This is a genomic window from Phaeobacter sp. JH20_26 (assembly GCF_048056275.1).
GTDB classification, from domain to species: domain Bacteria; phylum Pseudomonadota; class Alphaproteobacteria; order Rhodobacterales; family Rhodobacteraceae; genus Phaeobacter; species Phaeobacter bryozoorum.
Genome location: NZ_JAYMWL010000001.1, coordinates 176,642 through 199,275 on the forward strand (window position 1 = coordinate 176,642; position 22,634 = coordinate 199,275).

Sequence of the window (22,634 nt, forward strand, 5' to 3'; positions counted from 1 at the left end):
CCGATGGTGGATGGCTGCCTCTGTCGTCTCATGTTTGCCACGAGATCCTGTTGGGTTCATTGTCGGACCGGGTGGCCCGTGGGTTGCGCTGCGTCGCAACTCAGGGTCCTTTTGATCCGAACTCAACGTTCTTTGGTTGGTTTATCTGATTTGCGTCCAGCGATACGATTCTGTCAAGAGCGCTGTTGCCCGAGGGGCTGTTCCAATTCCATTTTTGAATCAAAAATAGGTATTCATGGTATTGGGTGACAGATAGGCTGTCCCCTATTGATCGAAAAATGTCCCCCAATATGCAGGGGCAGCTCTGGGCGCGTCCCCCTATATCAGGGTCGAGTATCCAGAAAACCCGTCAGCGGTGTGGGAGCCCGACCGAATCGCAATCGCCCGATAAACAAAGGGTATTGCCGCCTATTCCTGTCGACGTCCCCACGGGGACAGGACGCTTATTCCTACGATAATAGGTTTTGCGTTTTTTGCAAATTCGGCGTAAACGAGTTTCTAGGTAGAAAAAGCGTCCGCTTGGTGAATAAGGCCGCACTACAGAGATCGAGGAGCAGAGATGTTTACCCATCAAGACCTGGCGAATATGCAGGCACAATCCCTGAAAATGCAGAGTTGGATCCGGCAGCAGACCTTCTCTCCCAAGCTGGAAAAGACGCTTAGGCGCTTCTCCAGCTGGGAGGTGGCCGAGCTGATCTTCAAGGTGAACCAGTCCACCCTGCGTGGACGGCTGGCGGCCGATCCCAGCCTGCCGCAGGGCCATGTCGAGGAAGACGGGCGTCAGCGTTGGTATTCGCTTGAGGAAATCAACGAGCTGCGCCGTCGGCTGAAGGTGAACCGCAAATCGCTGATGCCGGAGCGACCGGCGGGCAAGCGGGCCTTGCGGGTGGCGATTTCCAACTTCAAGGGGGGTGCCGGCAAATCGACCGTAGCGCTGCATTTTGCCCATGCCGCCGCCTTGGACGGTTATCGTGTGCTCTGTGTTGACTTTGATCCGCAGGCCACCCTGTCCCATTCGATGGGGCTGAGCGATGTGACCGAAGACTATACGGTCTGGGGCATCATGGCGCGGGACCTCGTGCGTGAGACCGAACGGATGAACGCCAGTGCGCGCGGCGCCGAGTCCGGCGCCGCCCTGCCCGAGCGGCGCCTGCCAGAAGCGATCACCGGCATGGGCTTGCAGGATCTTCGGATCAGCGATTTTGTAAAGCCGACGAGCTGGCCCACGATTGATGTGATCCCCAGCTGCGCCAATGCCGCCTTTGTCGAATTTGCATCGGCGCAGTACCGCCATCTCAATCCGGAATGGTCCTTCTTTGCAGCGGTGTCGCGTTATCTCGATCAGCTGCCGTCGGACGATTACGACATGATGATCTTCGACTGCCCGCCGGCCATTGGCTATCAGTCTATGAATGCGGTCTTCGCCGCCGATATGCTCTATATCCCGTCAGGTCCCGGATATTGGGAGTATGACTCCACCACCTCGTTCATCGGCCAGCTCTCCGAGGCGCTTGAGGATCTCTCGGCGTTCAACGGGGTTGTCCCTGCGGGGACGTTCAGCCTGCCGAAGGTGTTTCAGGAGGTCCGGTTCCTGCTCACCCGCTATGAATCCGGCAATGACCTGCACCGCGCCATGCGCGATGCCTTCGTCAAGGTCTTTGGCGACCGGATGACGGAACACCCGATTGAGATGACCCGAGCGGTGGAACAATCCGGGCGCTTCCTCAGCTCGATTTACGAAATCGACTACCGGGATATGACGCGCGAGACCTGGCGACGGGCGCGCGCGTCTTTTGACCAGGCCTATATGGAGTTCAAGGGCAACGCCCTGACCGCATGGGCCCAGCTGGAGGATGAGGCATGAGCAAGCGCAGAATGTTCGACATCGATTTTCCGTCGGATCCCACCCCCGCCACGCCCGAGGCAGCCTCCCCTGCCCCGGTGGACCCGCACCCCGGCGCCCCCGCGCTTGAGACGAAATCGGCGTTCCGTTCAGGCGAGGCGCGCCGTGGCCCGATGGCCACCGCCATCAGCGAAAACGCCGAAGCGCTGCGGACACGGGCGGAGGTCGAGCAGAATATCCGGGCAGAGAACGATCGCCTGGCGCATGAATTTGTCCGGCTGAAGACCCTTGGTCTGGTGGTCGATCGGATCCCGCTGGATCTGATTTCGACCAGCAAGCTGATCCGCGATCGCGCCTTCAACCGGGATCCTGAGCTGGAGGAGTTGAAGGAGTCGATCCGCGATCTTGGTCTGTCCAATCCGATCCGGGTGGAAGAGGACGGCGAGGGGTATCAGCTGGTACAGGGCTTCCGGCGACTATCGGCCTATCGCGCGCTTTACGAGGAAACGGGAGAGGAACAGTTCCGCCTGATCCCGGCCGGACTGGTGGCGCGGGGCGAGACACTACAGGGTCTGTACCGGCGAATGGTGGATGAAAACCTGGTGCGCCGGGATATTTCCTTTGCCGAAATGGCGCAGCTCGCGCTCTCCTATTCGCAGGATCCAGAGACGGATTCAGACTCTGTAGAAGACTCTGTTGCGCTGCTTTATGCTTCAGCCGGGCGTCAGAAGCGCAGCTACATTCGCCACTTTGCAGAGCTGCTGGAACTGATTGGAGAAGAGCTGTCCTATGCCGAGGCGATCCCCCGTGCATTAGGGCTGGATCTGAAGAAGCACCTGCTGGAGAACCCGGCCACGCTTGAGCCGCTGCGGCAACGCCTAAGGGAGCGGAGTTTTTCCAGCGCTGAGGAAGAACTGGCCGTGTTGCGGCAGGCGCTCAAGGCCCCTGCATCGGATGTTAGGGAGGCCAGCACCAGCCAGCGCGCCGGCATGGCCAAGACCACGCTGCGCTGTTCTGTCCCTGCGGGGACGGTGCGGTGTCTGGCGCGGGACGGGCGGATTGAAATGGCGATGGAGCGTGATTTCTCGGCGGTTGACCAGCGTCGGCTTGAGGCCGCGATCACGGCTTTCTTTGATGCTCTGGACGGGGATCAGACCTAGCGCTGAGCTGGCCGACACGACGGTATCAACGAGGCTGTCCCTGCGGGGGCGGCCTTTTTTTGAGCCAGGCTTCAGATGGGTGGATTGTCATTGATCATGCTCGCCGCGCTGCTGAAGGGAGCAGAGCATTATCATTGTCCCTGCGGGGACACCCGCCACGCCGCAAGTGCTGGTGAGATGACGCTCGTTGGCGCATCGGGGGATGTGCTGTCCGGTGACTTCTTGGCTGTCGCTCCGGTGGCTCTTGCGTGCTGCGCAATTCGACTAAAAAGCAACCCTCTAAAACTGGTCTTGAGTTTGCGTTAAACTGTCTGAATGGGGCATTAATGGGCGATAATTAAGGCACAATCCTGCCATCGTTCGCCCCGACAACCAAACCAAAGGCATGGCCGTTTTCCGCGGCACCAAGGTTTGGAGTGATCGACATGGCAGCAACAGACAGCGCGCAGGCAGAAAAGACACCGGCGCTGGACCTGCGGGTCCCCGGCGAGATGCGTGACAGCGACGACTGGCTGGTGTCGACATGGAATGCCGGTCAATCGCGCGACACCACGTGGTCACAGGATAATGTCCAGATCAACAGTGACGGCGCGGTTGAGCTGCATCTGACGTCGGATAATGGCGTTGGAGAGCGGCTTTTCACCGGTGGTGAAATCCAGTCCGAAGCGGCCCATGAGACCGGCATCTGGAGCTGGACTGCACAGGCGCCGCAGATGCAGGATGGCACGGTCTTTGGGATGTTCCTCTATCAGGAGGACTATCGGAACGATCGCTGGCTGGAGTTCGATTTTGAATTCGTTGGCGCCAATACCCGTCAGGTTCAATTGAGCATCCATATGGAGGCGGAGGATGGCAGCCGCGTGCGGCTGGCCGATGGCCCCGCGGGGCCGCTGGTCGTTGATCTTGGGTTCGATGCCGCCGAGGGGCTGCATACCTATGAAATCGAATTGACCGGCACCAGCGCGATTTTCCGCGTAGATGGAGAGGTGCGCGCCGATCTCAGCGGGGCTGATATGCCGGGTGGGCTTTGGTACTCCGGGGCGGTCAAGAGCTTTGCTGACCTTTGGGCGGTGTCCGACAATCAAACGGCTTGGGCCGGAACACCTGACCCGGATGCGCCGCCGCTGGTCGCGGTGATTGCGGATGTGTCCCTGCCGGGACAGGAAGATCCCGCCGAGCCGGAGTTCGACAGCGAACAGCGTGGCACGGAGCAGGCAGAGGATCTGTTCGGCGGCGCTGGTGCAGATCTGATCCACGGTGGCGATGGTGCGGATCAGCTGGTGGGCAATCGTGGTTCGGATCACCTCTATGGTGACAAGGGGCAGGACATCCTGCGCGGCAAGGACGGAGATGATTTCCTGTTTGGTGGTCGCGGCCGGGATCGTCTGGCGGGAGGCGGGGGTGACGATCAGCTTGACGGTGGGATCGGTCGTGATCAGCTGCGCGGCGGGGGCGGCGCGGATGTTTTTATCTTCCGCCAGGGCGGGACGCCGGACCGGGTCAATGATTTCTCCCTGTCCCAAGGGGACGTTCTGGATCTGACGCGGTTCAATCTGGATGGTGCGGATCAGCTGCGCTGGCTTGATGGTGAGCGTGGGCGTGGTACGCGCGATCTGTTGCAGGCCGAGGGCGAAGATGGCTGGGTGAATGTTGCGGTGATCGATGACCGGGCGGATGCGCTGACACTGGATCTGCTGATAGCTCAGGATGCGATCCTGTTCTAGACATATGTGTACATTGGTGGCCTACCGTGTGACCGCAGCCCAGCTCTCCCAGGGCAGGCTGTCACGGCCCAGCAGGGCGGGTAGTTGGCGCAGATCCTCCGCGAAACAGCTGCGCAGGTCTGCGATATCGCTGTCGCGCAGGGGCGGCACCACATCACGCATGTTCTGGCTGTTGGCACGCAGCACTGCGGAAACCGGCTTGGTGGATTTTAGCCGGGCCAGGCTATCCTCCAGCCCGGCTTTGCGCAGTTGATCACCACCTGCACGAAGCAGGCTGCGAAGCGCAGGGAGCCGGGCGCGGTCGCTTTCGTTTCGTCGCTCATGCAGCACCGGAGAGCTGTGGCTGTCGTCGAGCCCGGCAAAACGATAGACCGTCTGGGCAGCCGCGACCGGATCGGCGCTGATTTCCTCTGCCAGCAGTACCAACACGCGATCATGGCCGAGGGTGTCGAGCCAGCGCCCCAGATGGCGGCTGTAGAACCCCTGCTCCAGATAGGCCGGATTGTTCGCCAGCCCGTCGTGAAAGGGCAGGGGAGGAATATGGCCCTTGATCACCTCATGCAGGTGGTTGGAATAGGCGCGGGTGACCGGATCGCGCAGCAGGCAGATCACCTTGATGTTCGGATCAAAGGCATTCAGCCGGTCGGGGCAGCGCGGGTCATAGAAATATGAGGGCGATGCCTCAAATCTCACCGTCTTGTCCGCGCCATGGCTGAAATGGCTGCGATACCATTGATAGCCGCGATCGAAATAGGCGCTGAAGAAATCCAGTTCCTTGGGATCCGATACGGCGGCATCAGGATGGGCACCGAGGGCCGCGTGAATGAAGGTGGAGGCGCATTTCTGTGCGCCAATACCCACCAGCGTTGGACCAGCCTGTGCCGCGCTGTTACCGGATGGCGCAAGGGGGGGCGTGGTCATGGCGGGTCTTTCCTGTCGGCGTGGCGATTGCGGCGGTATTGAACGCCAGTCTTAGCACCTCGGATCGGCGGTGCCACGGGAAATGACCCCGTGCATTCCGTCAAACGCCGCTGCCCGGCATCTGGCCTCACCCTGCGGGGACATGCTAGATATGCCGGGAGAAGAGTGGGCAGCATCATGCAGGAACCGGCAGGGCAGGGGCGGATGATTTCGATCATCATGGCCAATCATCAGGGCGCGCCATATTTGCCGGACGCGCTGCGGTCGGTGGCGTCGCAGACTCATGCCGACTGGGAGCTGATCGTGGCCGACGACGGGTCCAGTGACGGATCGTTGGATATCCTGCGAGAGGTTGCACGCCAGGACCCCCGCGTGCGGGTGCTGCTGCATGAAACACCCAGCGGTCCTGCTGCCGCCCGCAATCGGGCGCTGGCGGCGGCCCGTGGCGATTGGCTGGCAATCTGCGATTCCGATGACATCATGCACCCGGACCGGTTGCGGCGCCTGCTGGCCGCGGCAGAGGCGCTGGATGCGGATGCGGTTGCCGATGACATGGTGCATTTCGCGACGGAGCCGCTGGCTGGTCCGCGCAGCGTTCTTGGCAGTGATGCGCCGGAGGTGCCGCGACAGATCGGGCCTGCGGATATGCTGCGGGTGCCGGAACCGGGCACGTCTGGTGCGCAGCTGGGCTATCTGAAGCCCCTGATCCGCCGTCAGGCGCTGGCGGCCTTGCGTTATGATGAGGCGCTGACGATCGGCGAGGATCAGGATTTCTATCTGCGGTTGCTGTTGCAAGGAACGCGTATGTGGCTGCTGCCGGAGGCGCTTTACCTTTACCGGCGACATCCGCATTCCCTGTCACATCGATCGACCCGACGGCAGATTCTTGCGGCGCTTGCTGCGATGGAGGCGTTGCCGGGTCAATTGAGTGCATCACAACATATTGAATTAAAACATATTATAGAAGAGAGGCGGCAAGTGCTACAAGACCGTCTGGCTTTTGAGACGCTGGCAGAGACGCTGAAACAGCGGCGGTTTGGGGCGGCGCTGCGCCAGATCCTGCGGCATCCTGCGCTGGGGTTTCGACTGGTGCAGATCGCCTGGGCGAAGATGCGCAGTATTGGCAGGGGGCAGGGCGGCGGCCAAGCTGGACAGGCCGGTGAGGCTGCGGCGGAGCGGGTCCATCTGATCGGCCCTGCCGATGGGCTGCCGCCGCAGGGAGAGGGTCAACATGTCGTTGTCCCGGACCCCGGCGCCGATGGTGGCCATAGCAGTCTATGGGCGGATCTGTGTTATCGGGCCTCGCGCCGTGTGCTGACTGTGACCTATGGCGACGAGGCCGGGCTATCGGCGGCCTGGCGGATCCCGGCCGCCGCGCATATCAAAGCGCGCGGGGCTGTGGTCTCTGATCTGATGCCGCCGCAGGGCCGCCGGGATGGCTGAGCCGCGCCCGCAGATCTCGGTGATTATGGCCACCCGCAATGCCGCCGCTCATCTGCCGCTGGCGATCCGGGCGGTACTGGCACAGACCATGGCGGATCTGGAGCTGATCATCATTGATGACGCCTCCGACGATGACAGCTGGGCGGTGATCCGTGCGGCTGCGGCCAAGGATCCGCGCATACGGGCGCAACGGCGGCCGCGCTGCGGCGGTCCGGCTCGGGCACGTAATGATGCGCTCGGCCTTGCACGCGGGGACTGGGTGGCGATCTGCGACAGTGACGACAGCCAGCATCCCCGGCGATTGGAGTTGATGCTGGCAGCGGCGCGGGATCTTGGGGCCGATGTGGTCGCTGATGACCTGATCCTGTTTTCAGAGCGACCGATGGTGCGGGGAGAAACCATTCTGGGTGGTCATGCACCGCAACACGCCCGTGCGCTGACGTTGAAGGATCTGGTCCTGAGCGGGGTTGACCCTCAGGGCATCAGTCACATCGGATACCTTAAGCCATTGATCAGAAATCAGCTTCTTCGTGATCTGCGTTACGACCCCGCGCTGCGGATCGGCGAGGATCATGACCTTTATCTGCGTCTTCTGCTGGCGGGTGCGACGATGTGGGTGCTGCCGATGGCGGCCTATCTCTATCGTCGGCACCCGGCGTCGGTTTCGTATCGCAACGTGCCCGAGGATCTGGCCGCACAGATCCATGCGCTGGATGGTCTGGTTGCGCAGGACAGGCGCGAGGAGCTGACACTCCACGCGGGCATTCGTCGGCAGGCACTTCTGCGGCGTCAGGCACAGCTGGAACTGGCGCGGGAGGTTCGCAGCGGTCGGCTGGGCCGCGCCGCCTGGCACGCCGCGATGTGCCGCGATCATTGGCCATGGGTGTTATCCGTCCTGCGCAACCGGCTGGAGCTGAAGCTGGTGGCCGGGATCTCGCGCCTGTGGTGTCGTCCGCAGCGCTGGCGACTGGGCCGTGACGGCAGGGCAGGGGGGATGAGCCTGCCGACAGACAGCGCAGGCGAACTGGACCTCAGCGCCGCGGCGGCGCCGATCTGGGCGCGCCTGTGCTGCGCCGCCTCGCGCAGGCGCATTGATGCGGAGGTGAGTGATGCCCTGGGCAGGTCTGCCCTGTGGATGGTGCCGACGGTTCGACCCCCAGGGGAGCAGAGCTGCGGTGTTGCCGCAGAGACGCGGGCGGGCGTCGCGGCTGGGCGCGCGGCTGGATTGGCGGAGGGGGAGCAGGTAGCGAGGGATAATGGCGGGCGTTTGAGGCGGCATATGGGACGACATGACACTCACGGTTGAACCACCGCAAGACATCGGGCAGCCGAAGGTGTCTGTGCTGCGGCGCGGAGCTGGTCGCTGGTGGTTGACCCGTGGCCATCTGCGCATGGGTTATCTGATCCTAGCGGCCATGTCGGGCACCGGGGTGGTCTATCGGCTTGGGTTCCAGTCGCCCGGCTGGATGGCGCTCTATGTGCTGACGATCCTGTGGTATCTGCGGGACTCGCGGCAGAGCGCTGCCATTCTCTGGCAGGCGTGGCCGGTGCTGATGCCCTGCGTGATTGCAATGGCCTCCACCCTGTGGAGCATCAACCCGCCGGTCACCGCCTATCGTAGTTTCCAGCTGACGATGACAACGCTGATTGCCGTGCGTATCGCCTCTGCCATTCCGGCGCATCATACGATGATTGTTGTCAGCCTGACCTCGGCGGTCGGCGTGGCGCTGTCTTATCTGAATTCCGTCGTGACCTTCCTTGCTCCGGCCTTTCATCCGAACGGGGCGCTGAAGGGCATCTATATGCACAAGAACTCCCTCGCGAAGGCGACGGTGAATGCAGCGCATGGGCTGGTGACGCTGGGGTTCTACTGGCAGCTTTCGATCCTGGGTATTCTGGCGGCGGCGCTGATGATCCCGGTGCTGGGCATGGCCCAATCGGCGGGGGCCTATGTGACCTTTGCCATTCTGGCGATCTATGTGCCGGTGCTTTGGATCCGTCGCTGGGGCGGGACAGCGCGGCGGGTGGCGCTGCTGTTTTCGCTGATGGTGCTGTTCCTGGTGCCGCTCGCGATCTATATCTCAGGCATTGACGCTTTGGGGCTGCTGCTGGAGCGGCTGGGCAAGGACAGCACCTTGACCGGGCGCACGGTGATCTGGGCCTTTGGTCTGGAGGAAATCGCCAAAGCGCCGATTGGCGGCGTTGGGTTTGGGGCGTATTGGTCGGTGCCATCTTACGCACGGCTTTATATTGAGGCCTATGTCGACGAGGGACTCTATTGGTTTCATAACAGCTATATCGAACTGATGGTGGGCAATGGGCTCCTTGGGGCGGTGACGTTCTTTGGCCTGCTGATCGCCGTCGTGCTGCGCTGTTTTCGCTGGTATTTGCAGGATGGTAGCGTGACCTCGGGGTATTATCTCTTCTATGTGCTGATCAATCTGGTCGCGGCGCTGTCGGATAATGTGATCTACAACGAGCATTCGATCCGGCACATGCTGATCGCGATGGCGTGGATCTATGCCGGCCGAGCGCTGGGGCGCTGGCGGGATGTGCCACCCCGGATCTGAGTGTACTTTTGGGGTCTAGCCTGCGTTCTGGTTCTCATCCGGCGCCCGATCGAGCGGTAGCCCCATTGCGGCCTCCAGTGCGGGGTCAAGCTGGCTGAGAATCCAGGTGCGGTCTTCCGGCGTGATCAGGTGGCCGGGGGTCTTGGGTTTTACATCACGGTCGGACCATGACCAGCCATAGTGTCCCTGAGGGACCTGCAAGCGCCTGTTCGGGGGCACCGGGCTTTCGCCTGCGATGCGCGCAATGATGTCTTCGGGGCGCCGACTGATGGCAGCATGGGTGGTGTAGATCACCCGTGCACCGCGCCGGGGCAGGGTCAGCAGCGCCTCTGCCTTGGCGCGACGCAACGCCAGCAGATTTGCAAAGGGCGCGCCGGTGATCGGATGCAGATCCTGGTTCAGCGGCTGACCTTTGCATGGGCTGGTCTTTGGCAGGTCAAACCACGCCGGTACGTCGATCTCGCTGCGCCATTCGGCGCGGATAAACTGCGAAAACGGCAGATCACGCAGCGCTGGCAGGCTGTGCCACGGCTTGCCATACATGCTTTCGAGCCATTGGAACGGATCGCGAAAGATCACGATATAGAGCACATCCGCCGGCAGCGCGATGAGGTTCGGGAAGGCATGTTTCCACATGTCATAGCGCGGGCGTGCAGCGGCGAAGTTCTGCTGGATCAGCTGGTCGAGAAAATTGGTCCCGGAACAGCGCTCACCCAGCACCTGATAATTCAGAACAGGTCGGCCGAGGCAGCGGCGACCTGCTATCCTGGCCTTGCGCAAAAGGGGGGACAGCTGCATCGGCTCTCTCAGCTGTGGTAATAGCGGTCGCGCGACCGTCTGGTTGCCCCGTAGAGCGGCTGAGCGGTGCCTTTGACCTTGGTCAGCACAATGCCGTCGGGACTGCGCCCGCCCTGTTCCAGCTGTCGTAGGGCATTGGTAAAGACCGATTGCCGGGTGGTGTTCCATTGCGCCAGCAGGATCAGAAGGTCCGCGTGCAGGCCGATGATCCGCGCATCGGGCACAACGGAGATGGGCGGGGTGTCAAAAATGATGATGTCCCAGTGATTGCGCGCCACCGACACAAGCTCGGTCAGCCCGCCCTGGCTGAGCAGATCCGCGGCACTGCCGGTTACGGTGCCGGCAGGCAGGATATCGGCCTGCCCCAGCGCACCGGGAAGCACCGCCGCTGCCAGATCACATTGCCCGGTGAGGACATCAAAGAGCCCCGGCTTGCTGTTGCCACTGGCCAGCGGGTCAGACAGGGAATGGCGGCGCAGGTCGCCGTCGATCAGCAGGACCGATTTACCGATCTGCGCCATATTATGTGCCATGGCCGCCGACAGCGTCGACTTGCCATCGCCGCTTTCGGCGGAGGTAAAGACAACCACCTGCGGCGGGACATCTCCCCGCGCCATCAGCAGCGTGGTGCGCAGATTGCGAACAGCCTCGCCATCGCGGGTCTGCGGGCCAAGCGCGCCGGCCTGTTCGGGCCGGATTTTCTGCGAAAACTGGTCCAGCACCGCAATCACAGGCACGGACGTCAGGCCTGCGATCTGCGCTGGGGAATGCAGGCGCGCCCGGGAGAGCTGCAACACGACAACGAGAACAGTGCCGAGAAACCCGCCAAGGAAGACCGACAGGATAAGGATCCGGCCCTTGTTGGGCAGGGCAGGCTGGTCCGGGGGGAAGGCGCGCGAGATCACCCGGCTGTCGGCGCGTTGCAGGCCGATCTGCATGGAGGTTTCACGCAGCCGGTTCTGGAAGTTTTCAAACAGCAGACGGCTGGCTTCGGCGTCGCGTTCGGCCTGCACAACTTCGGTCAGCGCATCGCTCTGGGTGGCGATGGTGATCTCCAGATCGGCCATCGAGCGGCGGATTGCCTGTTCCTTGGCTTCGGCTTCGCGCAGATCACGAGCGACTTGCGCCAGAACCGCGCGCCAGCCAGCCAGCGGATCATCAGCGCGCGCCAGAAGCGCGCTATAGCCGTAGCGGCGGGCGGCGGCGCGCTGCTCCTCGGCTGTTTGCAGGCTGCTCAGTTCGGATTGTTTGGCCCGTTGCGCGGCGACATCCTCGGCCCGCTCGGTCAGCGCGCTGCGCAGGGAAATCAGGCGGTTCTCCAGCCCGATCAACTGTGCGGGGCTGGTCACATCGGCCTGCGCCCGGATGTCGGCAACCCGCCGTTCGTTTGCTTCCAGCTGGCCGCGCAGCTCGGTCACCCGGTCCGCCAGCCAGCCGGTGGCCTGTTCGGTGACGTTCAGCTTCACCGCCACCTGATTTTCGATATAGGTGTCGGCGAAGGCATTGGCGATATCAGCCGCCTTGAAGGGGTTCTCGCTTAGCACCCAGATCGAGAAAATATAGGTGTCCGGGATGTTCACCACCCGCATGTTGGCAAGCAGCGTCTGGATCACCTTTTCGCGGACAAAGGCCGGATCTGGCGGAATGGTCGTGTCATAGACGGGCATCCCGAGGAGTCCCTTGATCAGATCTTTCAGCGTCTGGACAGGATTGAGGCCGGGATCGCGCAGCATCATGTTGAATTCCGGGTCGGAAACAAGATTCAGCCGGTCGACGATCTGACCCGCCAGTTCCCGACCGCCAAGGATGTGGACCTCGGTTCGGATCACCTCATCCGTGGCGGAAAGGCTGCTGACCACGCTTTCGATATCGACCACCTTTTCGTCGCGGGTGTCCAGCACCAGCTGTACCTCGGCACCGTAGAGCGGAGTGGCGGCGAGATAGGCCCGCCAGATGCCCAGAAACAGACCGAGCATGACACAGGCAGCGATGACCCAGCGGCCGCGCCAGATGATTGCAAAAATGGCGCCGAGATCGAGCACCTCCTGGCCGTCATCCGCGGCAAAGGACGTCTTAGGCGTGGACACGTTGGTTGACCCCATCGTTATTGGTTTGCCCACGGCCCGCCCTGCGTTGCGCGACGCCGCAGGGGTGGCAAGTAGGTTGCAGTGCCAAGTTCATCAGACTGCGCGCAAAAATCAATCTGTCGCAACATAATCGGATCCTTTAGACAGGTCCATAACACGGAATGGAACAAAGACCATGGGCATGAGCGGTCAGAGAGGCAGGGAGGGCGCCAGCGCTGCACCCAGGGGCATTGATATGCGGGTGCTGGTGGTGATCCCGACTCTGAATGAAGCGGCTGCGATCCGTCCCTGTCTCGAAAGCCTGCTGCGCGACCCGCTGCTGCGCGATCCAGATCGGTCTGCGCTGGTGGTGGCGGATGGGGGCAGCGATGATGACACGGTGGCCATCGTCGAGAGCTTGGCCGAGACAGCGCCGATCAAGATACATGTGCTGCATAATCCGGACCGGATTCAGTCCGCAGGCATCAATCGGGCGGTTGCTGAATTTGGCGGCGGCTTTGATGTGCTGCTGCGCTGTGATGCCCATGCGATCTATCCGGCGAATTATGCAACCGCCCTGTGCGCGGCGCTGCGGGAGAACGATGATCGTGCGGCGGTCGTGGTGGCGATGCAGTCCGAAGGACGCAGTGAATTCGGCAAGGCGGCCGCCTGGGTCGTGGATACGCCCTTCGGATCGGGTGGTGCGGCGCATCGGGGAGGTCGGACCTCGGGCTATGTGGATCACGGGCATCACGCGCTGATGGATCTGCACTGGTTCCGCCGGGTTGGCGGTTATGATGCGAGTTTCAGCCACAATGAGGATGCTGAGCTGGATTGGCGGTTGCTGGCGGCCGGAGGACGTATCTGGCTGGCCGGTGATGTGCGGCTTGGCTATGTGATGCGCAGCACGCCTGTCGCGCTATGGCGGCAATATCAGAACTATGGCGCAGGCCGTGCGGCAACATTGATCAAACACCGAATGCGGCCACGGCTGCGGCAGATGGTGCCGGTTGCCAATCTCCTCCTATGTGGACTGGCACTGGTCGCGGCACCCTTCTGGCCCTTGGCTCTGATCTGGCCGCTGGTTTACCTGACTGTGGTGATTGTGGTGACGGGCATCGCCTGTCTGCGGCTGGGGGGTGCCGGGATCTGGTCCGGGGTGGCTCTGGTGCTGATGCACATGGGCTGGGCGCTTGGTCTGGTGCGGGCGATGGCGCGGCATTCTGTTCAATCGGCCCTGGCGGGTGCGGCGGGGCGCAGGGTGAAGCGATGAGCGAACGGATTTCGATATTACTCTGCACCTATCGGCGCCGCAGCGTGGTGGACACATTGGAGAGCCTGGCCGCTTTGCGCGCACCGCAGGGCTATACGATAGATATCATCGTTGCGGACAATGATACCTCGCCGTCGGCGGACCACTGGGTGCGCGGCTGCGCGACCTCGTGGCCGGTCAGCTATGTCCACGCGCCGGCACGCAATATCTCTCTGGCCCGCAACGCCTGTCTGGCCATGGCGCGCAAGCGGCGGTCGGATTGGGTTGCCTTTGTCGATGATGATGAGGTGGTTCCGCCCGACTGGATCGAACAGCTGATACGCCGCGCCATGGAGACCGGCGCGGATGTGATTTCAGGGCCGGCCATCGCACGTTACCCGCAGCAGGCGCCGCAATGGATGGTTGATCAGGACTGGCACAGCAACTGGCCGGAACTTCGCGCCGGCAATGGCGGTGGGGTGCAGTTACAGACCGCCCATAGCTGCAATGCGCTGATGCGGTTTGCCGGTCGCCCCTGGGAGGGGCTGGAGTTTGATCTCTCTCGCGGCACGAGCGGCGGCGAGGATACCGCCTATTTCTTTGCGCTCTCACATCTGGGCGCGCAGTTTGCGATCTCGGCCGATGCGGCCGTCTTTGAGGTGGTTGCGTCGGATCGGTTGCATCTGGGCTGGTTGGCAAAACGGCGGTTCCGCATGGGGCAGAGCTATGCGGCCAGCGCATCGGGGCTGCTGGCACGGACAAAACTGGCTGGGGCGGCGCTGGCCAAGGTTGCCTATTGTGTCGTTGCGACCCTGCCTGTCCTGCCTGTCGAGCCGCGCCGGAATTTCTGGCTGTTGCGGGGGCTGCTGCACCTGGGCGTGCTGGCGGGATGTTTTGCCCTGCCACAGCCGCAGATCTACGGCGGAGCAAAGGATCAAGAGCCGTCGCCGCAGCGGATCCGTGGCTGACATATGGCGCAGTTGCTCTGTTTTGCCTCCGATCTGACTGACGTGGCCCAGCTGAGACGGCTGGAGTCTTTTCAGGCGCTTGGGCATGAGGTGATCTCGGTGTCATCGCGCAAGGGGCCGTTGCCGCAGGTGAGCTGGCTGAACATTGATTTGGGCGAGATAGGTCAACACGGGCTGTTGCGCCGGGGGCGTCTGGCGCTCTCCACTGCGTTGCGTGACCCACGGCTGCGGCCATTGGTGCAGCAGGCTGATCTGCTGGTGGCGCGCAATCTCGATATGCTGGCGCTGGCCGCCGCGCTGCGGCGGCGGAGCGGCAGCGCGGCGCCGCTTGCCTATGAGGTGCTGGATATCCATTCGCTGTTCGAGGGCAGCGGCCTGAAACCCCGGATCGCCCGCTGGGTCGAGCGGCGGCTGATCGCGGCGGCGGAGGTGCTGTGGCTGTCCTCGCCCGGTTTTCACGAAGGGTATTTCGTGCCGGTACAGGGTTTTGTTGGGCCCTGGCAACTGGTGGAGAACAAGATGGTCGTGCCGGACCGCATGTCACGACCCGTCGCGGGAGGTTTTCATGGCGCGGCATCCGGGCCGTTGCGGCTGGGTTGGATCGGCGCCATACGCTGCCGACCGAGCTTTGAGCTGCTGCTGAGGGTGGCGCAGCAAATGGGGGCGGCGATCGAGGTGCATGTTCACGGCAAGATCCACGACCATGTCTTGCCTGATTTCCATGACCGGATCGCCGGGCTCGGTAATGTCATCTTTCACGGGGCCTACGCCTACCCGGAGGGTCTGGCTGCCTGCTACCGCGGCTGCGATGTGGTCTGGGCGCAGGATTTGTGGCAGGCGGGTGAGGCCCGCGCCGGTGGCAATTCGGATCTGCTGCTGCCGAACCGCCTTTATGAGGCCGGCTGGCACGGCTGTCCGGTGATCGCCGTGGCGACGACGCAGACCGGCCGCCAGATTGAGGAGACAGGGCAGGGCTGGACCCTGCGCCGTGCTGATGCCGCCGAGCTGGTCGGGCTGTTGCAGCAGCTGACGCCGGACCGGATCGCCGCCTGTCGCAATCGGATCGCGGCGCTGCCCGAGACGATGTTCCGTCAGACCGCCGATGATGTGACGGCGTTGCTGGCTTCAGCCGGGATCGGCGTTCCGGGCCAAAGGCGTGAGACCGGGCCGAAGAGATGAGGCCCCGTCAAAGAGCGGCTCGTAGAGTGACATAAAACGCTCACCGCCGCGCTGGAGAGACAGGTTCTCCAATACGTAATCGCGGGGGCGATAGTTTGGCAGCGCCGTCCAGAAGCGATCAAACTGTTCTTCCATATTGTCGATCTGGAACCGCATCCCGCAGCGGTCATCGAAATAGGGCACCGAACTGGGGGTGACGTCACCCTGTGCCAGGATCCGCTGTGAGGGGTCAACCAGCACCCCCTCATCCCAGGCAAAGACTGGCAGGTTCGCCGACATGGCTTCCTGATAGGCCAGCCCTTGGGTTTCATGTTCGGTGCAGAAAAGTACCGCACGGCTGCGGCCCACCAGATCGCGGTACTGCGCGGGCGTATGATGCCCGTAGTCCAGTTCGCGCCAACTGAGCCCGCGCGCGGTCAGCATGTCACGCAGGGGCTGGAGCAGATCGCATTCGCGGGCGGTTTCGCGATGCCAGCGGACCTTGTTGTAGAAGAGCAAATCAATCGTTTTTCTGTGACCCGACATATCGGGCCAGGCATCGGTGTCGATGCCCACGAACATCGGTGCGAATTGTGCGCGTGTCTCTGCCGGATTGAGCTGGATCGGCCAGGCTGACGGGTAGGTCACGACTTTCAGGTTCACCTGTTCGCGAAGCGCTGCAAGGTCGCTGCTGTCCGGCACGCGTCCGGGACCGTAAATGGCAGGGTTGCGCAGTCCAAAACGGGCCAGCGGCGGCAGATATCCACTCAGGCCGATCGGGTGATCCGGATGTCCGCGGGCAAAGTCGAAGTCATTTATCACCACATCGTGACCGAGACGCCGAAGGCTTTTGGCAAGATTCGTGAAGGCGACGTAGAAGCCGGTTCGCGGTTGTGCGCCTTTCATCAGGCGATAGCCATAGCGCAGGCGCTCACGCAGCTGCGACAGGGTTTGGCCGTGTGGGACATCGTAGGCTTTCAGATCATAGCCATCAAAGAACAAAGGGATTTTCACGATGGCAGGTCCTGGGCGCTGACCGGAAATAGGGTGCTGTCACCCTAACAGCCGCGCGGGAAGAGGTCGATGGTCTGGGCGCTTTGGTCTGTTTTTTCGACCGGTCGTTAAAATGCTTTGCATATTTTGCGCAGGGTTATTTTCGCCCGGAGGGCCTTTGTTAACGGGTTCAGGGCAAGCTGCGCCGGTGTTTTGAAAGGTGGAGTATACGATGTCGCTAAGAAAACTAACAACCGCAGCGGTACTGGCCATGGCCCTGCCGACGCTTGGACTTGCTCAGCAGGGCGTGTCAGAGACTGAAGTTCGATTTGCACAGGTCGCCGCACTTGAGGGTCCCGCTTCGGCGCTGGGGCAGGGGATGCAGCTTGGCCTGCAAGCCGCGTTTGCCGAGGCGAATGCTGCGGGTGGTGTTCATGGACGCAGCATCGTTCTGGACAGTATGGATGACAGCTATGAACCCGACCGATCGGCCACGCTGGTCAAACAGGTGATTGCTGATGATCAGCATATTGGCCTGATCGGCGCTGTTGGCACCCCGACCGCATCGGCAACGCAGCCGATCGCGACCGAGGCTGGCATGCCGTTTATCGGCCCCTTCACCGGTGCTGGTTTCCTGCGCGATGCAAGCCACGGGAACATCTTCAACGTCCGTGCCACATATGCGGCGGAAACCGAAGCCTGGATTGCCCATCTGGTGGATGAGCTGAACATGAGTTCCATCGCGCTGCTCTATCAGGATGATGGTTTTGGTCGCGTAGGCCTGGCTGGCGTTACCGCGGCACTGGAAAAACGCGGCATGACCCTCGCCGCCGAGGGCACGTATACCCGCAATACCACCGCTGTGAAGAAGGCGCTTCTGACCATCCGCAAGGCCGAACCGGATGCGGTTGTGATGGTTGGCGCCTATAAGCCGGTTGCCGAATTCATCAAGCTGGCGCGCAAGCTGAAGTTCAATCCGACCTTCGTGAATATTTCCTTTGTGGGGTCCGACGCGCTGGCGAAGGAACTGGGCGAGGCCGGTGAAGGTGTGATTATCAGCCAGGTTGTGCCGTTCCCATGGGACACTTCGCTGCCAGTCGTGGCGCAGTACCAATCCGCACTGAAGGCGGTGGATGCCGCAGCCGAGCCGGGTTTCGTGACACTTGAAGGGTATCTGACAGGTCGTCTGGCCATCCGCGCTCTGGAAGAGGCAGGTGCCGAGCTGACCCGTGAAAGCTATCTCGCGGCCTTCGCCGGGCTGAGTGAGGTGGATCTGGGCGGAGTCACCATGCGCTTTGGTCCGGATGACAACCAGGGCATGGATGACGTCTTCCTGACCCATATCGCCAAGGATGGCAGCTTCCAACCTGTCGTGGCAGGCGGCGAATCCTGAAAAAGCGCCAGATTGAGGCATGTCTGATGCCTCAATCACCCGGCCTCTGCCGGATTTCTGTGCAAAACCGAGTGGTTTTAATGGACTCATGGGGCGAATAATGACGAAGCAGACACGTAAACGCGCGACACGGCGGTGGAATCCGTTGTCCAGTATTCGCGCCAAGATGTTTCTTATCCTACTGGCGATGGCCGGTACTTCGGGTGCCATCGGCTATGCGGTGACGCGGGCGTTTGAACAGGTGGCGGGAGATGTGCATGTCCTGTCCGGGGAAAAGCTTCCTGAACTGGAACTGAGCGGTCAGATGACCGCTGCTGCGGCCCGAACCAAGGACGCGATGGTTGCGGTGATGCTGGCTGATACGCTGAATGCGCTCGACTTTGCCAAGAGCGATGTGACAACGGCGGTTCGCGCTCTTGATAGCGCGGTGGAACAGCTGCCCGAAGTGCTCCGTGATGAATTCAAACCAGATCTGGTTATGGTCGAGGAGGCGCTGGATGCCTCCATTGACGCCCGTACCATTGCTTTCAAGAATGCTGCGGCAGTGATCGCGATGACGGCCGAGCTGCAGGAAATGAGCAGCGCCATGCAGGTCACGCTCGCCGAGATGGCAAAGGAGGCCTATTCGAACCTCACCAAAGGCGGTGAGCAGACGATGTCTGCAGTCGATGCGACTTTGACCGATCTGGTCGAGGTGAAATTTGCCACCCTGCAGTCGCTGTTGCAGGCGCGTGCGGAAATCAACCTGATTTCCGGTATCGCCCTTGCCATCGGCGATACCAAGGACCGTGCCATGCAGTCGATCCTGACCGATCTGGCCAAGGCATCGGATGGCCGTCTGAACGAGGTGATCAACACGCTGGAGGTCGAGGCGCCTGGTGTCGTACCGATCTTTGCCATCCGTGATGCTGCTGCGGTGCTGCAGAAGGCGGTTTCGCGCGCGGGTGCTCAGTCCAGCGCCCTGCGTCAGGAGGTGCTGAGTGCGCGCCTGTCAAGCGATACCGAACTGGCCACTGCGGTCGATGACATGGTGTTTGAGGTGACATTGGCGGCTGACGATGCCAGCACCGACAGCAAGAAGGCAATTCAGGGTCTGCTTGCGAATGAGGTCGGTTTTCTCAACACATTGCTTGAGATCAATACCTGGATCAGCAATTTCCAGGTCGCAGCATTGGATGTCGTGACCGCGCAGGGTCTGGTGCAGACCCGCGCTGCTGCCGAACCGATGGAGCGAGCCGCTGCCGCTCTTGCAGACTACAAGACGTTTGACGAAGGACGGCTGGCCGCGCAGCTCGACGAGATCATCACGCTGGCGGCACCCGATCAGGGGCTGGCGGTTTTCCGAATTGCCTCGCTCACGGCAGACGCGGATGCGACCAAAGCGGCCAATGCAACCGCCAATGCGGTGCTTCAGATCGCGAGCCGTGCCTCGCTTCTTGGCTCCGGCAGCCGGGGTGAAATTGCCTATATGGCCACCGACATTGCAGCGACCGTAGACGAGGCTCGCGCCAATATCGAACGGATGCTGATGGTGGCGGGCGGGCTCCTGATGGTGGCGCTGCTGCTGACCCATTTCCTGGTCCAACGACCGCTCAACGCGATCAGCCGGACCACCGAGCGGCTCGCCGATGGTGATCTGAGCCCGATCAAGGGATTTGAGCGCACCAGCGACGAGATCTACCGCATTGCACAGGCATTGACCGTGTTCCGTGACGGGTTGGTGGAGAAAGAGGAACTGTCCAAGGCCACCGAGGAGGAGCGCGCGATCCATCAGGCGCAGCAGACCGCTGCCGTCACGGCGATCGGTCAGGGTTTGGCCCGGCTTGCACAGGGCGACCTTTCGGCGCGGATCAACGAAGAACTGACCGAGGGCTACGCCCAGTTGCAGGCGGATTTCAATCAGACGGTTGAGACCTTGAGCAGAACCGTGATGGATATGGTGGATGTTGCCTCTTCCATTCGCAATGGCGCCGATGAGATCAGCCAGGCTTCCGATGATCTGTCGCGGCGGACCGAAAGCCAGGCGGCGACGCTGGAGGAGACTGCCGCTGCCCTGGATGAGCTGACAGCCAGTGTGAAATCCGCAGCTGAGGGCGCGCGTTCGGTTGAGACCACCACCCAGGCCGCAAAGAGCGAAGCGATCGAGAATGGCAGCGTTGTCAGCAGCGCGGTCTCTGCGATGACGGAAATCGAGGAGAGCTCCAAACATATCGCGCAGATCATCAGCGTGATTGATGACATTGCGTTCCAGACCAATCTTCTGGCTTTGAACGCCGGTGTCGAAGCGGCGCGCGCTGGCGAAGCGGGTCGTGGGTTTGCGGTTGTTGCCTCCGAAGTGCGTGGCCTGTCGCAGCGCACATCCGAGGCGGCGCGGGAAATCAAGACATTGATCAGCGAGAGCTCGAAGAAGGTCGACTACGGTGTCGAACTCGTCGGCAAGGCTGGCACTGCGCTGAGCGGCATCGTGGCACAGGTCGGGCAGATCTCGCAGCAGGTCTCCGATATCGCCGATGGCGCGACGGCCCAGTCCACCGGGCTGCATGAGATCAATATCGGCATGTCGCAGCTGGATCAGGTGACCCAGCAGAATGCGGCAATGGTGGAGCAATCCACCGCCGCCAGCCATATGCTGCGCGGGGATGCGACCAAGCTGGCGGAGCTGGTGGCGATTTTCACCGTAGCAGGAGACGGCTCCGAGACGCCGGAGGCGGTGGTCGATGCCGCTGAGCAACACACCTCCGGTGACGGCTGGGAGGAGCAGGACATGTGGGCTGATGAGCCGGAAGATTGGCAGAACACCGGCTAAGCCTATCCTGATTTAGGTGTCGATTCATCTGTGACCGCAGCCGCCTTTGCGCCGCTGCGGTCGCGGTTTTTGGGGGGACGTTTCTCGGAGCCGCTAAAGACCCGTGTCAGGATCGCGAAGAGAGCGCCGTCGCATCCGGCCTGTATTCTGGCAGCGCGCGCTACAGGGCGTAGAGATCGGATCCGCAAAGCCAATAAGACTCATCGCCTAGCGGCGCGGATGGAGATCATCACCAATCGCGGCATGTCGGTGCTGTCGCCCATGGCCATGCTTGGCCAGATGCGGGTGATCGTCGGGCAGTTCAGGGTGATCATGCGCCACCATATCGGCATTTCCGTGCCACAGCTTCGCGGCGAGCAAGAGACCGACGGCGGCAATCAGCCCGAGCACCATAAAGGTCGTGTTGAAACCGGCGCGGGCGCCGATCTGCCCTGCCAGCGGATAGGTCACCAGCCAGCAAGCATGGCTGAGGGCAAACTGTGCGGCGAAGAGCGTCGGGCGATCTTCTGCATTAGCCGAGCGTCGCAGCAACCGCCCCGTTGGCGTCAGGGCCAGGCTGAAGCCAAAGCCAAGTACCATCCAAAGAACAACCAGAAGCAGGAAGCTGTTGGCCAAGGGGCCGAGAAAGAGCCCGAAAGTGAGGATGCCGCCGCCTGCCAGCATCGGCGGACGGTCCGGCATATGGTCCAGCATCCGTGGCAGCAGCAGCGCGGCCAGCATCGATCCGCCGCCAAAGGCCGCAAGGGCGATGGCCACCTCGGGTTCCTGCAGGCCGAAGCTGCCTTTCACCAACACAACCGTGTTGACGATGACCATCGAGGAGGCCGCCGCAACGACAAGGTTCAGTGCCAGCAGGCCCCGCAGTCGCGGCGTCGCAAGATAGAGCCGTATGCCACGCGTCGTGCGAGCCCAGATCGTGCGCGGTTTGCCAGGCTGGGGTGATGGGATCGGCACGGAGAGCACCAATAGGGCAGAGGTCAGAAAACCGATGACCGTGCCTGCAAACAACATCGGGAAACTGACCACGGTCAGCAGCGCAGCCGCAAGTGCCGGCGACAGCAGGCTTTCCAAATCATAGGCAAGCCGCGACAGCGAGAGCGCGCGCGTATATTCTGCCTCATCCGGCAGCACATCGGGAATGGTCGCCTGAAACGTCGGCGTGAAGCCCGCAGAGGCGGCCTGCATCAGGAAAATGAGGCAATAGATCTGCCAGATCTCGGTGACAAAGGGCAGCGCGAGCGCCACACCAGCGCGGATCAGGTCGAGCGAGACCAGCATGGTGCGCCGGGGCAGCCTATCGGCCAGGGCGGCCGCGATTGGAGCGAGGCCGACATAGGCCACCATCTTGATCGCGAGGGCCGTGCCGAGAACAACGCCGGCGTCCTCCCCTGCGATCTGCCATGCCAGCAGGCCAAGCGCGACCGTCGCCAGCCCGGTGCCGAGCAGCGCAATGACCTGTGCGGCCAGCAGGTGACGATAGGTCCGATTTGCAAGAACAGTGAGCATTCCGACCTATTCATATATGTTGACTGGAATTAC

The 22,634-nt window shown here is 62.1% G+C and carries 16 protein-coding genes; 11 read left to right on the plus strand and 5 right to left on the minus strand.

The window, feature by feature from the left end; all coding sequences use genetic code 11:
- Positions 1–559 precede the first annotated feature (559 nt).
- The 3 genes from VWY60_RS00855 (at position 560) to VWY60_RS00865 (ending at position 4,727) form a co-directional block, all read left to right on the plus strand.
- Positions 560–1,864, plus strand: coding sequence for an AAA family ATPase (locus VWY60_RS00855; RefSeq protein WP_416539646.1), 1,305 nt, complete (start codon positions 560–562; stop codon positions 1,862–1,864).
- Entirely contained in the window at positions 1,861–3,003 is a 1,143-nt protein-coding gene (locus VWY60_RS00860) for a ParB/RepB/Spo0J family partition protein (RefSeq protein ID WP_416539647.1), read from the plus strand. Before VWY60_RS00855 ends, VWY60_RS00860 begins: the two co-directional genes overlap by 4 nt.
- Before the next feature lie 425 nt (positions 3,004–3,428).
- On the plus strand, positions 3,429–4,727 hold the full coding sequence (locus tag VWY60_RS00865; RefSeq protein WP_416539648.1) for a family 16 glycosylhydrolase: 1,299 nt from the start codon (positions 3,429–3,431) through the stop codon (positions 4,725–4,727).
- Between the two features lie 21 nt (positions 4,728–4,748).
- On the opposite strand, the gene VWY60_RS00870 is transcribed toward VWY60_RS00865, so the two are convergent.
- Positions 4,749–5,648 carry a sulfotransferase domain-containing protein gene (locus VWY60_RS00870; RefSeq protein WP_416539649.1) on the minus strand — a complete coding sequence of 300 codons (900 nt, stop codon included), beginning with the start codon at positions 5,646–5,648 and terminating at the stop codon, positions 4,749–4,751.
- A 177-nt stretch (positions 5,649–5,825) separates the two neighbouring features.
- Between VWY60_RS00870 and VWY60_RS00875 the strand changes: the two genes are divergently transcribed.
- From VWY60_RS00875 to VWY60_RS00885, 3 genes are read left to right on the plus strand one after another with little or no spacing between them, the layout of a single operon-like run.
- Positions 5,826–7,091, plus strand: a complete 1,266-nt coding sequence (locus tag VWY60_RS00875) for a glycosyltransferase family 2 protein (protein ID WP_416539650.1) — start codon at positions 5,826–5,828, stop codon at positions 7,089–7,091.
- Positions 7,084–8,397, plus strand: a complete 1,314-nt coding sequence (locus VWY60_RS00880) for a glycosyltransferase family 2 protein (protein WP_416539651.1) — start codon at positions 7,084–7,086, stop codon at positions 8,395–8,397. Before VWY60_RS00875 ends, VWY60_RS00880 begins: the two co-directional genes overlap by 8 nt.
- Positions 8,381–9,661, plus strand: a complete 1,281-nt coding sequence (locus tag VWY60_RS00885; RefSeq protein WP_416539652.1) for an O-antigen ligase family protein — start codon at positions 8,381–8,383, stop codon at positions 9,659–9,661. Before VWY60_RS00880 ends, VWY60_RS00885 begins: the two co-directional genes overlap by 17 nt.
- A gap of 15 nt (positions 9,662–9,676) precedes the next feature.
- Here VWY60_RS00885 and VWY60_RS00890 read toward each other — a convergent pair whose 3' ends face one another.
- Positions 9,677–10,459 carry a hypothetical protein gene (locus tag VWY60_RS00890; protein WP_416539653.1) on the minus strand — a complete coding sequence of 261 codons (783 nt, stop codon included), beginning with the start codon at positions 10,457–10,459 and terminating at the stop codon, positions 9,677–9,679.
- Positions 10,460–10,467: 8 nt separating this feature from the next.
- On the minus strand, positions 10,468–12,546 hold the full coding sequence (locus VWY60_RS00895) for a GumC family protein (protein ID WP_416539654.1): 2,079 nt from the start codon (positions 12,544–12,546) through the stop codon (positions 10,468–10,470).
- Between the two features lie 181 nt (positions 12,547–12,727).
- Between VWY60_RS00895 and VWY60_RS00900 the strand changes: the two genes are divergently transcribed.
- From VWY60_RS00900 to VWY60_RS00910, 3 genes are read left to right on the plus strand one after another with little or no spacing between them, the layout of a single operon-like run.
- Positions 12,728–13,798 carry a glycosyltransferase family 2 protein gene (locus tag VWY60_RS00900; RefSeq protein WP_416539655.1) on the plus strand — a complete coding sequence of 357 codons (1,071 nt, stop codon included), beginning with the start codon at positions 12,728–12,730 and terminating at the stop codon, positions 13,796–13,798.
- On the plus strand, positions 13,795–14,745 hold the full coding sequence (locus VWY60_RS00905; RefSeq protein WP_416539656.1) for a glycosyltransferase family 2 protein: 951 nt from the start codon (positions 13,795–13,797) through the stop codon (positions 14,743–14,745). The genes VWY60_RS00900 and VWY60_RS00905 overlap by 4 nt, the downstream gene beginning before the upstream one ends.
- Positions 14,746–14,748: 3 nt before the next feature.
- Positions 14,749–15,924, plus strand: a complete 1,176-nt coding sequence (locus tag VWY60_RS00910) for a glycosyltransferase family 1 protein (RefSeq protein ID WP_416539657.1) — start codon at positions 14,749–14,751, stop codon at positions 15,922–15,924.
- On the opposite strand, the gene VWY60_RS00915 is transcribed toward VWY60_RS00910, so the two are convergent.
- Positions 15,871–16,917: a glycosyltransferase gene (locus VWY60_RS00915; protein WP_416539658.1), complete on the minus strand. Its 1,047-nt coding sequence runs from the start codon at positions 16,915–16,917 to the stop codon at positions 15,871–15,873. The two genes, VWY60_RS00910 and VWY60_RS00915, sit on opposite strands and share 54 nt — an antisense overlap.
- Positions 16,918–17,128: 211 nt before the next feature.
- On the opposite strand from VWY60_RS00915, the gene VWY60_RS00920 reads away from it, so the two are divergent.
- Entirely contained in the window at positions 17,129–18,289 is a 1,161-nt protein-coding gene (locus VWY60_RS00920) for an ABC transporter substrate-binding protein (protein ID WP_340547554.1), read from the plus strand.
- A 100-nt stretch (positions 18,290–18,389) separates the two neighbouring features.
- Positions 18,390–21,095: a methyl-accepting chemotaxis protein gene (locus VWY60_RS00925; protein ID WP_416535374.1), complete on the plus strand. Its 2,706-nt coding sequence runs from the start codon at positions 18,390–18,392 to the stop codon at positions 21,093–21,095.
- Between the two features lie 207 nt (positions 21,096–21,302).
- On the opposite strand, the gene VWY60_RS00930 is transcribed toward VWY60_RS00925, so the two are convergent.
- Positions 21,303–22,601 carry an MFS transporter gene (locus tag VWY60_RS00930; protein WP_416539659.1) on the minus strand — a complete coding sequence of 433 codons (1,299 nt, stop codon included), beginning with the start codon at positions 22,599–22,601 and terminating at the stop codon, positions 21,303–21,305.
- Positions 22,602–22,634 lie beyond the last annotated feature (33 nt).